This is a genomic window from Sulfitobacter sp. (assembly GCF_036961165.1).
Lineage (GTDB): Bacteria > Pseudomonadota > Alphaproteobacteria > Rhodobacterales > Rhodobacteraceae > Sulfitobacter.
On the sequence record NZ_JBALVJ010000078.1, the window covers coordinates 1 to 14,164 of the forward strand.

The following is a 14,164-nucleotide window of genomic DNA, read 5'->3' on the forward strand; positions in this document are numbered from 1 at the left end:
GAGCGGGTCAAATCTCGGTGAAAATACCGGGTCAGTTCTCAGTGACATTCAACAAGCAGTTCCTTGTCTCCACAAACATCAATGACGTAGCCACATGACCGCTCGGCTGCACGTTGGAACGTGGCTGGACGGTTCTGCCCCTTTAACCGCAGGTAGATAGCGACGGCCTCAGAGAGCTTCACTGACGCAAACTCTGAAGTAATCACAGCGTTGGCCGGAGTTTCTGTTGCAGACAACTGCATCCTCAGACGGTGCTTACCGGGAAGTCCGCAGTCCTTGATCCGAAGGTGATACCAGTACTCATCCAGTTGCTGTGCTGCCCGAGTTGCTCTCGAAACAGCTACCAATGCTGATTTGGTCCTTAATGAGTATGCGATTTTTGGTGCTTCGTAGTGTTTCTGAAGGTCGCTTGGGACCCTCCGCTCGAAGTAATAAATCCCATTCTTAGTAAATGAGAAAGGGACCGAATTGTCATACGCCATGTCCTACATCCATGCAGTTTCCACAAGAAACCGAGGGTATTCAATGGGTTGGAACTTAAAGTGGTGCCCAGGAGAGGACTCGAACCTCCACACCGTTGCCAGTACTAGCACCTGAAGCTAGCGCGTCTACCATTCCGCCACCTGGGCACGTAACGTGAGAGCTGCATCTAAGGCGCAATTCTTGAGCTGTCAATTGCATTTCTGACGAGTTTGCAAAGTTCTTTCGCCACAAGCCGCCAAGTGGATTTTTGCGCCTTGTTTGGAAGGCTTCACAGGGGTACACCCAATCCGGACAATCGTTGAGGGACTGCACCATGTCTAAACTGGTTACGATTTACGGCGGATCGGGTTTTGTCGGGCGATATATCGCGCGCCGGATGGCCAAAGAGGGCTGGCGCGTGCGCGTGGCCGTGCGGCGCCCGAACGAGGCGCTGTTCGTCAGGACATACGGCGTTGTTGGGCAGGTAGAGCCTGTTTTGTGCAACATCCGCGATGACTCTTCGGTGGCTTCCGTGATGAAGGGCGCTGATGCGGTCGTGAACTGTGTGGGCGTTCTGGCTGAGACTGGAAAGAACACCTTTGACGCCGTGCAGTCCGTAGGAGCCGAGCGCATTGCCCGGATCGCCAAGGAGCACGGTATCACGCGCATGGTGCATGTTTCTGCCATCGGTGCAGATATGGACAGCGAAAGCAATTATGCCCGTACCAAAGCCGAAGGCGAGGGATGCGTGCTCAAGTATCAGCCGGATGCCGTCATTCTGCGTCCGTCGATTGTGTTTGGACCCGAAGACGAATTTTTCAACCGCTTTGCGGGCATGGCGCGCTTTGGCGCGGTGCTGCCGGTTGTTGGCGCGAATACCCGGTTCCAGCCGGTTTATGTGGATGATGTGGCCAAGGCTGCCGTGATGGGTGTGCTGGGAGATGCCAGTGGCGTTTATGAATTGGGCGGTCCGGTTACTATGACGTTCCGTGAGTTGATGGGGTTGATGCTGGATGTAATCCGCCGCCGCCGTTTGGTTCTGAATATTCCATTCTTCGTGGCGCGGATCATGGCCTTTGGTTTTGACATGCTTCAGGCGATGACCCTTGGGCTGGTTAAGAACGGCATGATCACCCGTGATCAAGTCAAGAACCTGCGCAACGACAATGTCGTTGCCGATGACGCGCGCGGCTTTGCTAATTTGGGCGTCGAGCCTGTTGCGATGGTTTCTGTCCTGCCTGAGTATCTGTGGCGCTTCCGCCCTTCGGGCCAGTATGACGCCATCAAGGAATCGGCACAGAACCTGCGCTCCAGCTAATGGAATATAGCATGATTGTTGCAGCCTTTCTGGGGCTGCTAGAGGGGCTGACAGAGTTTATTCCTGTCTCCTCCACTGGTCACATCTTGTTGGCTGGGCATTTCTTGGAATTCGAGTCGGCAGGCAAAACCTTTGAGGTGGTGATCCAGCTGGGCGCAGTCTTGGCGATCCTTACGCTTTATTCCGCGCGGCTGATTTCGGTTTTTGCGGCGGCTCCTTCGGATCCGCAGGCGCGACGGTTTATCTGGTCGGTGTTGCTTGCATTTTTGCCCGCAGTGTTCATCGGCGTGCTTGCGCATGATTTCATCAAGACTGTGCTGTTCGAGACCCCGATGTTGATTGCGGTTATGTTGATCCTTGGCGGGATTGTGTTGGTTTTTGTGGACCGTATCGCGCCTGAGCCTGTGCATGATGATGCGATGAAACTCCCCATTCCGATGGCGATCAAAATCGGGTTTATCCAGTGTCTGGCCATGATCCCCGGTGTCTCCCGCTCTGGTGCGACGATCGTGGGCGCGTTGATGCTGGGCGCGAGTAAGCGCGCGGCGGCGGAGTTTTCATTCTTTTTGTCGATGCCGACAATGGCCGGCGCGTTTGCTTATGACCTCTACAAGAATCGTGATGTGCTAGATCTCTCAGCGATGGGTGAGATCGCCATAGGCTTCGGTATGGCGTTCATCAGCGCTGTTTTTGTCGTGAAGTGGTTGCTGGATTACGTAAGTCGCAACGGGTACGCTTTGTTTGGTTGGTGGCGCATCATTTTTGGGACTATTGCATTGGTGTTTCTTTACAGTGGTTTCTAGGTTATTAATTCCGAACCGGACTTAATAAGTGCCGCGGGGCGGTGAATTTCTGCGCCGCAGCAATAAAAATCAACATATAAGTCAGTAGTGCTGCCTTTTATTCTGTCGGGTGTTCGTTTATTCGGGAACTCCAGAGCGGAATTGAGGATTAGGGCACCATGGCCAAGCAACCTATGTTGAAATTTACCAGTGTTCAGCGGGATATGCCGGAAAAGCGGCCCCCGAACCTGCGCCGTGAAGACTTTAACGAGATTTACGCAGAATACGCTGAAGCTAAGGCCAAGGAGCAATCCAGCCGGTGCAGCCAATGTGGTGTGCCGTATTGTCAGACCCACTGCCCGTTGCACAACAACATCCCCGACTGGCTGCGCCTCACCGCTGAAGGGCGGTTGGAGGAGGCTTATGAGATTTCTCAGGCGACCAATACGTTCCCTGAAATCTGCGGCCGCATTTGCCCACAAGATCGCCTGTGCGAAGGCAACTGTGTGATTGAGCAGTCCGGTCATGGCACCGTTACCATCGGCTCGGTCGAGAAGTACATCACCGACACCGCATGGGAAAAGGGCTGGGTCAAGGCGATCACCCCTGCGCAGGAGCGTACCGAGAGTGTGGGCATCATCGGGGCTGGTCCCGGTGGCCTTGCTGCGGCTGACTTCCTGCGCCGTTCTGGTGTGCAGGTCACGGTCTATGACCGTTATGACCGCGCTGGTGGCCTGATGACCTACGGTATCCCCAGCTTCAAGCTGGAGAAAGACATCGTCATGCGCCGCAATGCGCAGCTTGAGCAGGGCGGCGTGACGTTCAAGCTGAACTGTGAAGTGGGCAAGGACATCACGTTTGCCGATATTCGCGCCGCCCATGATGCGGTAATCATCGCGACTGGCGTCTATAAAAGCCGTGATTTGCAAGCCCCCGGCGTGGGTGTCGAGGGTGTCGTGCGGGCGATTGATTTCCTCACCGTCAGCAACAAGAAAAGCTTTGGCGATGATGTACCGGAATTCACCGATGGCAGCCTCAATGCCGAAGGAAAGAAGGTGGTTGTGATCGGTGGTGGTGACACGGCGATGGACTGTGTTCGTACCTCGATCCGTCAGGGTGCGACCTCAGTTAATTGTCTGTATCGCCGTGACCGTGCGAACATGCCGGGTAGCCAGCGCGAAGTAGCCAACGCCGAAGAAGAGGGCGTTGTCTTTGAATGGCTGACCGCACCCAAAGGCTTTGCCGGAGAGCCAGTGAACGGCGTGATGGTACAGAAAATGCGCCTGGGTCAGCCTGACGCAACGGGTCGTCAGGCGCCTGAGTTAATCGAAGGCTCCGACTATATAGAAGAAGCGGATCTCGTGATCATGGCGCTTGGCTTTGAGGCCGAAGATCTGCCGACACTGTGGGACTGCCCTGATTTGCCGGTAAACCGCTGGGGTACCGTGAAGGCCGATTACATCACTGGCCGGACCGAGGCTGAGGCCGTTTATGCCGTGGGTGACATCGTACGCGGTGCCTCCTTGGTGGTTTGGGCGATCAAAGATGGTCGCGACTGTGCCGAAGCGATTCTGGAGCAGTTCAGCGGCGCCTCCGCGGTTGCCGCCGAGTAGGGAAAGTCATGTCGAAGCAGATCACAGGACAATGTTTATGTGGCGCAGTGCAGGTCACTGCATCGGTGGACAACCCGCGATTGCGCGCTTGCCACTGTGATATGTGCCGACAGCATGGGTCTGGGCCGTTTTTCTCACTCGAAACGCTTCCTGACAGCATCACCGTGACAGGACCTGCGACGGTTTTCAAATCGTCCGCCTGGGGCGGGCGGGCGTTCTGTGCGACCTGCGGATCCACCCTGTGGTACGAGATGACAGAGGACGGATCGCGCAACCTGTCCGCGGGGCTGTTCCCTGATGGGGGCGGCGGCACGCTGGGGGTCGAGTATTTTACCGACAAATGCCCGCAAGGGTACGCGCTGGCCGGCCAGCACACGAAATTGACGACACAAGAAACACTCGCGCTGTTTGCGCCAGAATATCTGGAGACACAAAATGACCAAGTATGATGATGCGTGGGTAGCCCGTGAAGAAGCCAAGCGTGCCTTTGTGGCCGAAAAGGGTCTGTATTCTCCTGAGGAGGAGCATTCCTCTTGTGGTGTTGGCCTTGTTGTAAACATCGACGGGTCGCGTAGCCGTGAAGTGGTTGAAAACGGGATCAAAGCGCTGAAAGCGATCTGGCACCGCGGTGCGGTAGATGCTGATGGTAAGACCGGCGATGGTGCCGGTATCCACGTGCAAATCCCTGTGCCGTTTTTCTACGACCAGATTGGCCGAACTGGCCACAAGCCGCGCATGGATGAAATGATCGCCGTCGGTCAGGTTTTCTTGCCGCGTACCAACTTTTCTGCACAAGAAACGTGCCGGACCATCGTTGAGACTGAAGTGCTGCGCATGGGCTACTACATCTATGGCTGGCGCCATGTGCCTGTGAACGTGCAGTGTCTGGGCGAAAAGGCCAACGCCACGCGCCCAGAGATCGAACAAATCCTGATCTCCAACGCCAAAGGCGTGGACGAGGAAACATTCGAGCGCGAGCTTTACGTGATCCGCCGCCGGATCGAAAAGGCCGCCATCGCCGCTCAGGTGCCGACGCTCTACATTGCGTCCATGTCCTGCCGCTCGATCATCTACAAAGGCATGATGCTGGCCGAGCAGGTGGCGGACTTCTATCCCGACCTGATGGACCCGCGTTTCGAGAGCGCCTTTGCGATCTATCACCAGCGTTATTCCACCAACACCTTCCCGCAGTGGTGGCTTGCGCAGCCGTTCCGCATGCTGGCGCATAACGGTGAGATTAATACGCTCAAAGGCAACCTGAACTGGATGAAGAGCCACGAAATTCGCATGGCCTCTTCAACGTTTGGCGACTTGGCAGAAGACATCAAACCAATCGTCGCGGCCGGTTCTTCGGATAGTGCGGCGCTGGATTCGGTCTTTGAAGTGCTGGTGCGTGCGGGTCGGTCCGCGCCAATGGCGAAAACCATGCTGGTTCCCGAATCGTGGTCCAAGCAGGCGGTGGAACTGCCGCAGGCATGGCGTGACATGTATTCCTACTGCAACTCGGTGATGGAGCCTTGGGACGGTCCGGCAGCGCTTGCTATGACTGACGGTCGTTGGGTTTGCGCAGGTCTGGACCGAAACGGTTTGCGCCCCATGCGCTTTGTTGTGACCAGCGACGGCATGCTGATCGCGGGGTCCGAAGCAGGCATGGTGCCGCTTGATGAGGCGCGTGTCATCCGCAAGGGCGCGCTTGGCCCTGGTCAGTTGCTCGCCGTGGACATGAAAGAAGGAAAGCTATTCGGCGATACCGAGATCAAGGACAAGCTGTCTGCTGCGCGGCCCTTCGGCGAATGGGTCGGCAAGATCAATGAGCTGGACGAAGCGCTGGCCGGTATCCAAGAAGCACCGCTGTTCAGTGGTAATGAACTGCGCCGCCGCCAGATCGCGGCCGGATATACCATCGAAGAGCTGGAGCAAATCCTTGCGCCGATGGCCGAGGACGGGAAAGAAACGCTCGCCTCGATGGGCGATGACACACCTTCGGCAGTTTTGTCGGGCAAGTACCGGCCTCTGAGCCACTTCTTCCGCCAGAACTTCTCTCAGGTGACCAACCCGCCAATCGATAGCTTGCGCGAATTCCGCGTGATGAGCCTGAAGACGCGCTTCGGCAACCTTAAAAACGTGTTGGACGAAGACAGCAGTCAGACCGAGATTCTTGTGCTGGATAGCCCGTTTGTCGGGAACGCACAGTTCGAAGAGCTGATGAGCCACTTCAACGCCGACAAGGTGACGCTGGATTGTACCTTTGAACCGGGGACCGGCAATCTGAACACTGCGCTGATGCGCATCCGTGCCGAAGCCGAAGACGCCGTGCGTTCGGGTGCGGGGCACATCGTCCTGACCGACCAAACGAGCGGCGAAGGCAAGGTCGCGATGCCGATGATCCTCGCTACATCTGCCATCCACTCACACCTGATCCGTAAGGGTCTGCGGACGTTTACATCGCTCAACGTACGCTCGGCCGAGTGTATTGATCCGCACTACTTTGCTGTGCTGATTGGCTGCGGTGCCACTGTGGTAAACGCCTATCTAGCCGAAGATTCGCTTGCGGACCGTATCGGCCGCGGGCTGATGGATGTGGATCTGACCACCGCCATCGCGCGCTACCGCGAGGCGATTGATCAAGGTCTGCTCAAGATAATGGCAAAGATGGGCATCTCTGTTGTGTCCTCTTACCGTGGCGGCTTGAACTTTGAGGCCGTTGGGTTGAGCCGCGCCATGTGTGCGGAGTATTTCCCCGGCATGACCAGCCGTATCAGTGGTATTGGTGTCAGCGGCATCCAGCGCAAAGCAGAAGAAGTCCATGCGACGGGTTGGTCTGGTACAGACACGGTCCTGCCGATTGGCGGCTTTTACAAAGCGCGCAATTCAGGTGAGACACACGCATGGGAAGCGACCTCGATGCACATGTTGCAGGCGGCGTGTAACCGTGCGTCCTATGAGATGTGGAAGCAGTACAGCGCCAAGATGCAAAGCAACCCGCCGATTCATCTGCGCGATCTGCTTGAGCTGAAGCCATTGGGCACGCCTGTGCCGCTGGAAGAAGTCGAGAGCATCACAGCGATCCGCAAGCGCTTTGTCACGCCGGGTATGAGCCTTGGCGCGCTAAGCCCAGAAGCCCATAAAACGCTCAACGTGGCGATGAACCGGATTGGCGCGAAATCAGACAGCGGTGAGGGCGGTGAAGATCCCGCGCACTTTTTCCCCGAGGCCAATGGCGACAACCCGTCGGCGAAGATCAAACAGGTAGCCTCGGGTCGTTTCGGTGTTACTGCCGAATACCTGAACCAGTGTGAAGAGCTTGAGATCAAAGTTGCACAGGGCGCCAAGCCCGGTGAGGGCGGTCAGTTGCCCGGTATGAAAGTGACAGAGCTGATTGCACGGCTGCGCCACTCGACCCCCGGCGTGACGTTGATCTCTCCACCGCCGCACCACGACATCTATTCAATCGAAGATTTGGCTCAGCTGATCTATGATCTCAAGCAGATCAACCCGCACTGTAAAGTGACCGTAAAGCTGGTGGCCTCCTCCGGTGTGGGCACGATTGCTGCCGGTGTGGCAAAGGCAAAGGCGGACATCATCCTGATCTCTGGCCACAATGGTGGTACCGGTGCATCGCCTGCGACCTCTATCAAATATGCGGGTCTGCCTTGGGAAATGGGCCTAACCGAGGCGCATCAGGTTCTGTCCATGAACAACCTGCGTGGCCGTGTGACCCTGCGCACCGATGGCGGTTTGCGCACCGGCCGCGATATTGTGATGGCCGCGATGCTGGGTGCCGAAGAATACGGTATCGGTACAGCCGCGTTGATCGCGATGGGCTGTATCATGGTGCGTCAGTGCCAGTCCAACACCTGCCCAGTCGGCGTTTGTACGCAGGACGAAGCGCTGCGGGACAAGTTCACCGGCAACGCCGATAAGGTTGTGAACCTGATAACCTTCTACGCCACCGAAGTGCGGGAAATTCTCGCCAGCATTGGTGCGCGGTCACTGGATGAGGTGATCGGGCGAGCAGACTTGCTGGCGCAGGTTTCGCGTGGCTCGGCGCATCTGGATGATCTGGACCTCAACCCGCTGCTCATCTCTGTCGATGCAGAGATGGATGCGGTTTATGACCGCAACAAGCCCCGCAATGCGGTTCTGGATACACTGGACGCCCAGATCGTTCAGGACGCGGTGCGCTTCCTCGAAGATGGTGAGAAGATGCAGCTGAGCTATGCGGTGCAAAACACGCACCGGACTGTCGGCACGCGGATTTCCAGCCACATCGTCAAGCGTTTCGGTATGCGCAACGATTTGCAACCGAACCACCTGACGATCAACCTTACCGGCTCTGCCGGTCAGTCCCTAGGCGCTTTTGCAGCGCCGGGTCTGAAGTTGGTCGTGGCGGGGGACGCGAACGACTACGTTGGTAAAGGTTTGTCTGGTGGTACCATCGTTGTGCGCCCTCAGATGAAATCTTCGATCGTCGCCTCTGAAAACACAATCATCGGCAACACTGTCTTGTATGGGGCAACAGACGGCTATCTGTTTGCTGCAGGCCGCGCTGGCGAACGCTTTGCCGTGCGCAACTCAGGCGCTCATGTGGTGATTGAGGGCTGTGGCTCCAACGGATGTGAATACATGACCGGTGGTGTGGCTGTTATTTTGGGTGAAATCGGCGCAAACTTTGGTGCCGGCATGACAGGCGGCATGGCCTATCTGTACGATCCCGAAGGGCGCGCGTTGGACCGGATGAACCATGAAACACTGGTGCATTGCCCTGTGACGCAGGTCCACTGGGAGAAACAGCTCAAGTCGCTGATCGAACGGCACGCGGTAGAGACTAACAGCCGCAAGGCGCGCGATATCTTGCAGCATTGGGATCTTGAGAAAGCCAATTTTGTGCAGATCTGCCCAAAAGAAATGCTCAGCCGGATAGCGGTGCCTTTGACCATCGAAGCTACCGCTGTTCCAGCCGAATTGGCAAATTAACTATCGTGTCAGCGGGCGAAGCATAGTTGTTCGCTGATGCGAACTGACCCTTGTAGGACGCTACAAGGGTGCACTCAGGCAATTTTCTTCAAACCAACCTAGCGTTAATTGTGTGGATAGGTTCCGTCCTACTGCGTGCCATTCGGGGCACGCTGCGAGATGATATGACTTGTAGCGGTGTGTATCGTTCACAAGCGGGACTTGCGCCCTTATAGCTCAAGTATGGCAAAGCGCGCGACAAAACTCAAATCTAAGATCAAGGCTAAGCCCATTGCGGACAAGCAGCAGGCGTTGCCGCTGCGCAAACGGGTGCGGCGTACGGTTTGGAGGGCGTTGGCAATTGCGTTTCTGGTTGTGGTCGGCGCTGTTTTGCTGGGCCGCGTCGTGAACCCGCCAACCACGGCTTATATGTTTTCTGAATCGCGTCGCCTTGGCGGCGTTGATCATGAATGGGTTCCCATGCGTGAGATTGCACCAGTGATGGTCCGGGCAGTAGTGGCGGCGGAGGATGCAAATTTTTGCCAACATTGGGGCTTTGATTTGAAGGCGATAAAACTCGCCATTGCCCAAGGGTCAAATCGCGGTGCCTCTACGTTGAGCCAGCAGACAGTGAAGAACGTTTACCTTTGGCATGGGCGGACATGGGTGCGCAAAGCGCTTGAAGCAGGTATCACGCCATTGGTTGAAGCCTTCTGGTCCAAGCGGCGGATATTAGAGGTTTATCTGAACGTTGCCGAATTCGATGAAGGCGTGTTCGGGGTCGAAGCGGCTGCGCGGCATTATTTCAACGTGGGGCCAGAGGCGCTTACAGAGCGGCAGGCCTCGCAATTGGCGGCGGTGCTACCATCGCCCAAAACGCGCAGTGCGTCACGCCCTAGTGCCCGATTGAAAAAGCGCGCGGCACAAATTCGCTCCGGCGCCGCTACAATCCGCGCAGATGGGCGCGCAGCCTGTTTCGAGAGTTGAATAATCATCCGGCACAAGGCATCTAGGTAGTACACCCAAATTCCGGATTTATCATGGCCCGTCTGTTCCACGTTCCCCTCTCGCCCCATTGTCGAAAAGTCCGACTGAGTCTTGCGGAAAAAAAGATTGAAGTGGAGCTGGTCGAAGAGCGATATTGGGAAAAGGATCCTGATTTCCTGCGCCGCAACCCAGCGGGAAAAGTACCGGTGCTACGTCTGGACGGCATCATGATGTCCGAAAGCGCGGCGATCTGCGAATATATCGAAGAAACCCGCCCTGAGCCGTCCCTCTTGCCCTCGGACCCGATCCAAAAGCTTGAAGTGCGCCGGTTGGTCAGCTGGTTTGATGATAAGTTCCATCACGAAGTCACATCAAAGCTGCTCTATGAGCGGGTGAATAAGAAGATGATGAAATTGGGCTATCCGGATAGCAAGAACGTCAAATCAGGTGCGAAAGCGATCAAGTTTCATCTGGGTTATATGACGTGGCTGTTGGACCAGCGCCGCTGGCTGGCAGGTGATGTGATGACGCTGGCTGATTTCGCTGCTGCGGCGCATTTGTCGGCACTGGACTATATCTCGGATGTGGATTGGAACAGCTGTCCCGAAGTGAAAGATTGGTACGCGAAGATTAAATCGCGCCCTGCGTTCCGCTCTTTGCTTGCCGATCAGGTACCGGGGTTCACGCCACCGAAGCACTACAATGATCTGGACTTCTAATCGGCCCCCTTTTTTGGCTGACTGCATGTTACCCAGCTACGGGATCGGGCTTAGGGGCAAAGTGAGCAATGGATATTAAGGCGCGTCTGATCCGTCAGGCCCTCGACGAGGGGTTCGTGGCTTGTCGGATTTGCAGGCCGGATGCGGTGCCGCATGTGCCCGAACGGTTGGGCGCGTTTCTTGATGCCGGATATCACGGCCAGATGGGCTGGATGGAAGAGCGTGTTAACTGGCGCGGCGATCCATCTGTACTGTGGCCCGAAGCACGTTCTGTCATCATGCTCGCGGAAAGTTATGCGCCCGAACACGACCCGCTAGCGGTATTGGAGCGGCCTGATCTTGGCGCAGTCTCCGTCTATGCGCACGGGCGTGATTATCATGACATCGTCAAGAAACGGCTCAAACGACTGGCGCGCTGGTTGATTGAACAAGAGCCCTGTTCGGTCAAAGTGTTCGTAGACACTGCTCCGGTGCCGGAGAAGGCATTGGCACAGGCTGCTGGGCTGGGTTGGCAGGGCAAGCACACCAATTTACTTAGCCGCGATTGGGGTAATTGGGCCTTTTTAGGCTCTGTTTTCACGACGCTAGAGTTGGAGCCTGATGCACCCGAGGTTGACCATTGCGGCAGCTGTACTGCCTGTCAGGACATCTGCCCGACGGCCGCATTTCCCGCACCTTACCAGCTCGATGCGCGGCGGTGTATTTCCTATCTGACGATTGAGCATAAAGGGCCGGTGGCCGAGGATTTGCGCGCGGCGCTGGGCAACCGGATTTACGGCTGCGATGACTGTCTGGCGGTCTGTCCTTGGAACAAGTTCGCGGTCGCTGCGAGCGATATGCGCTATCACGGCACTGCGGGCGGCACGCTGGCGGAACTTGCAGTTCTAGATGATGCCGCGTTTCGATTGCGGTTTTCAGGATCACCGATCAAGCGGATCGGTCGCGACCGGTTCGTGCGCAATGTGCTTTATGCCATCGGTAACTCGGGCGATGCTGCTTTGATTGAGCCAGCGCGTGCCTTGTGTGAGGATACTGATCCAACCGTGGCAGATGCTGCGCGCTGGGCCGTGGCGCGTCTGGCTGCAATTTGACGCTATTAGGGCTGGCATTGGTTCTTTCTTCAGATAGGAATTTCCTAACAGTATTGAGGAGAGACGCATGGCGTTGCTTTTAGGCGTTGATACCGGCGGTACCTATACGGATGCAGTGATCATCCGCGACGAACGTGAAGTTATCGCAAGCGCCAAGGCGCTGACCACTCGGTCTGATCTGGCGATCGGGGTGGGCGGTGCTGTGCGCGCTGTCCTCGCGCAATCTGGTGTGGCGGCGGGGGACATCGCGCTGGCGTCTTTGTCCACAACTCTGGCGACCAATGCGCTGGTTGAGGGGCAGGGTGGCCGTGTTGCTTTGATCTATATCGGGTTCAAGGAACGGGATCTTGAGACTCACGGCCTGCTCGAAGCGCTAAAGGGTGATCCGCATGTGGTTCTTGCCGGAGGGCACAACCATGCTGGGGGTGAGGCCGTCCCGTTAGATGAGGATGGCCTGCGTGCGTTTTTGGCAGAGCACGGCGCTGGTGTGGGCGGTTTCGCCGTAGCTGCGCAGTTCGCCACGCGCAATCCGGCGCACGAGCTTCGAGCGATGGCTTTGGTGTCAGAGCTGACAGGCCGACCAGTGTCGGCGTCACATCAATTGTCAGCCAAGCTGAATGGGCCCAAGCGCGCGATGACGGCAGTGCTGAATGCGCGTTTGATCGGAATGATCGACAGGCTGATCGGGCGTGCAGAAGACACGCTCAAGGATTTGGGCATCTCTGCGCCGCTGATGGTGGTGCGCGGAGACGGTGCGTTGATCTCGTCGGCCCAGGCGCGTGAGAGACCGATTGAAACGATCCTAAGCGGACCTGCGGCCTCAATCGTAGGTGCGCGTTGGATGACAGGTGCCGACCATGCGCTGGTCTCGGACATTGGTGGGACGACGACGGATGTCGCCCTGCTCAAAGATGGACGGCCTGCGATTGATCCTGCGGGTGCGCGGGTGGGTCCTTATCGCACAATGGTTGAGGCCGTCGCGATGCGGACCACCGGCCTTGGTGGTGACAGCGAGGTGCATTTTCTGTCCGAAGGGCTGGTCGGCGGGGTTAGCCTTGGACCGCGGCGATTGCTGCCTGTCTCATTGGTGGCGATGGACGCGCCGGAGGTGGTGCATGCCACACTGGACGCCCAGTTGCGCAGTACTTTGCCGGGTGAATATGACGGTCGATTTGTGCGCGCGGTGTCTGGTCAGACGATGGAGGGTATCGGCGTCCGTGAGGAACAGCTGCTAGAGCGGATCGGTGAGGCGGTGCATCCGATCGGCAACGTGCTGCGGTCAAGGATTGAGACGGGTGCGCTTAAGCGATTGGTACAGCGCGGGCTGGTACAGGTTGCGGGCGTGACGCCATCGGATGCCAGTCACGTGTTGGGCCTTGCGGATAGCTGGGACAGTGAAGCCGCGCATAAAGCGCTGGCGCTATTTGGGCGGCGGCGGACTGGCTCTGGTGACAGGCTTGCCCCTGAGCCGGAAACAATGGCACGGATGATTATCACCCAACTAGAGCAACAGACCGCTTTGGTTTTGTTAGAGTCTGCATTTTCAGAAGAGGAAGTAGGTTTTGGCGAAGATCCGGCGGTGCTCGCGCGGCATGTGCTGATGCAGCGGGGCCTTGGTGGTCACCGTGGACTGGTACGGCTGGAGACGGGGCTGGCCGTCCCTGTGATCGGCCTTGGCGCGTCGGCAGCGACCTATTATCCGGCTGTCGGTAAGCTGCTGGGGTGTGAGATGATCCTGCCAGAACACGCAGGCGTGGCCAATGCGATTGGCGCGGTGGTGGGCCGTGTGACCATGCGCGAAGCTGGGACAATCACCTCACCGAGCGAAGGCAAGTTTCGCGTTCATTTGCACGAAGGGCCGCAGGACTTCGGCGATGCCGACAGCGCGCTTGCACGGCTTGAAGAGGTCCTGCGCGAGCGTGCCATGTTGGCGGCGGAAGCAGCCGGAGCAGCGGACATTCAGGTCAATGTCTCGCGTGATGTCCGTACCGCTGGTGTGGAAAGCCGCGAGGTGTTTATAGAGGCTGAGATTACCGTCGAGGCATCGGGGAGGCCACGGGTAGCGGTGTGAAACGAAGAGTGCACAATGTCTGCTGAGCGGGGCGGTCTCAACTGATCGACGCAACACATGCATTGAAACGCTCTGCGGGAGTTTCGTATCCTAGCGTCATACGTGGTCGCTCGTTGAGCTGTCTTGCAACGGCGCTCAACTTTGCTTGACTGTGTATCGACAAAT

General features: G+C 57.2%; 10 protein-coding genes, 1 tRNA gene and 1 pseudogene. 9 read left to right on the top strand and 3 right to left on the bottom strand.

Annotated elements, in window-relative coordinates:
- Window positions 1-38 precede the first annotated feature (38 nt).
- Entirely contained in the window at window positions 39-482 is a 444-nt protein-coding gene (locus tag V7730_RS19380; protein WP_335749226.1) for a DUF6538 domain-containing protein, read from the bottom strand.
- A 61-nt stretch (window positions 483-543) separates the two neighbouring features.
- Window positions 544-629 (bottom strand) — tRNA-Leu (locus tag V7730_RS19385).
- Between the two features lie 167 nt (window positions 630-796).
- Between V7730_RS19385 and V7730_RS19390 the strand changes: the two genes are divergently transcribed.
- The 9 genes from V7730_RS19390 (at window position 797) to V7730_RS19430 (ending at window position 13,999) form a co-directional block, all read left to right on the top strand.
- Window positions 797-1,780, top strand: coding sequence for a complex I NDUFA9 subunit family protein (locus V7730_RS19390; RefSeq protein WP_335749227.1), 984 nt, complete (start codon window positions 797-799; stop codon window positions 1,778-1,780).
- Window positions 1,780-2,583, top strand: coding sequence for an undecaprenyl-diphosphate phosphatase (locus tag V7730_RS19395; protein ID WP_335749228.1), 804 nt, complete (start codon window positions 1,780-1,782; stop codon window positions 2,581-2,583). Before V7730_RS19390 ends, V7730_RS19395 begins: the two co-directional genes overlap by 1 nt.
- A 158-nt stretch (window positions 2,584-2,741) precedes the next feature.
- Window positions 2,742-4,175 carry an NAD(P)-dependent oxidoreductase gene (locus V7730_RS19400; protein ID WP_335749229.1) on the top strand — a complete coding sequence of 478 codons (1,434 nt, stop codon included), beginning with the start codon at window positions 2,742-2,744 and terminating at the stop codon, window positions 4,173-4,175.
- 8 nt (window positions 4,176-4,183) lie between these two features.
- Complete coding sequence (locus V7730_RS19405; protein ID WP_335749230.1) at window positions 4,184-4,624, top strand: GFA family protein; 441 nt, start codon at window positions 4,184-4,186, stop codon at window positions 4,622-4,624.
- Window positions 4,611-9,152: a glutamate synthase large subunit gene (gene gltB, locus V7730_RS19410; RefSeq protein WP_335749231.1), complete on the top strand. Its 4,542-nt coding sequence runs from the start codon at window positions 4,611-4,613 to the stop codon at window positions 9,150-9,152. The genes V7730_RS19405 and gltB overlap by 14 nt, the downstream gene beginning before the upstream one ends.
- A gap of 222 nt (window positions 9,153-9,374) precedes the next feature.
- Window positions 9,375-10,118 (top strand): monofunctional biosynthetic peptidoglycan transglycosylase, encoded by a 744-nt coding sequence (mtgA, locus tag V7730_RS19415; RefSeq protein ID WP_335749232.1) that lies wholly within the window; start codon window positions 9,375-9,377, stop codon window positions 10,116-10,118.
- A gap of 53 nt (window positions 10,119-10,171) precedes the next feature.
- The gene (gene fzlA / locus V7730_RS19420) at window positions 10,172-10,837 is read left to right on the top strand and encodes an FtsZ-binding protein FzlA (RefSeq protein WP_335749233.1); all 666 of its coding nucleotides are present in this window, start codon (window positions 10,172-10,174) and stop codon (window positions 10,835-10,837) included.
- A gap of 68 nt (window positions 10,838-10,905) precedes the next feature.
- A complete protein-coding gene (queG, locus tag V7730_RS19425) occupies window positions 10,906-11,928 on the top strand; it encodes a tRNA epoxyqueuosine(34) reductase QueG (protein WP_335749234.1) in 1,023 nt (340 codons plus the stop codon).
- Between the two features lie 67 nt (window positions 11,929-11,995).
- Window positions 11,996-13,999: a hydantoinase/oxoprolinase family protein gene (locus V7730_RS19430; RefSeq protein WP_335749235.1), complete on the top strand. Its 2,004-nt coding sequence runs from the start codon at window positions 11,996-11,998 to the stop codon at window positions 13,997-13,999.
- 37 nt (window positions 14,000-14,036) lie between these two features.
- On the opposite strand, the pseudogene V7730_RS19435 reads toward V7730_RS19430, so the two are convergent.
- Window positions 14,037-14,164, bottom strand: a pseudogene (locus V7730_RS19435) (IS30 family transposase); the annotation flags it as partial.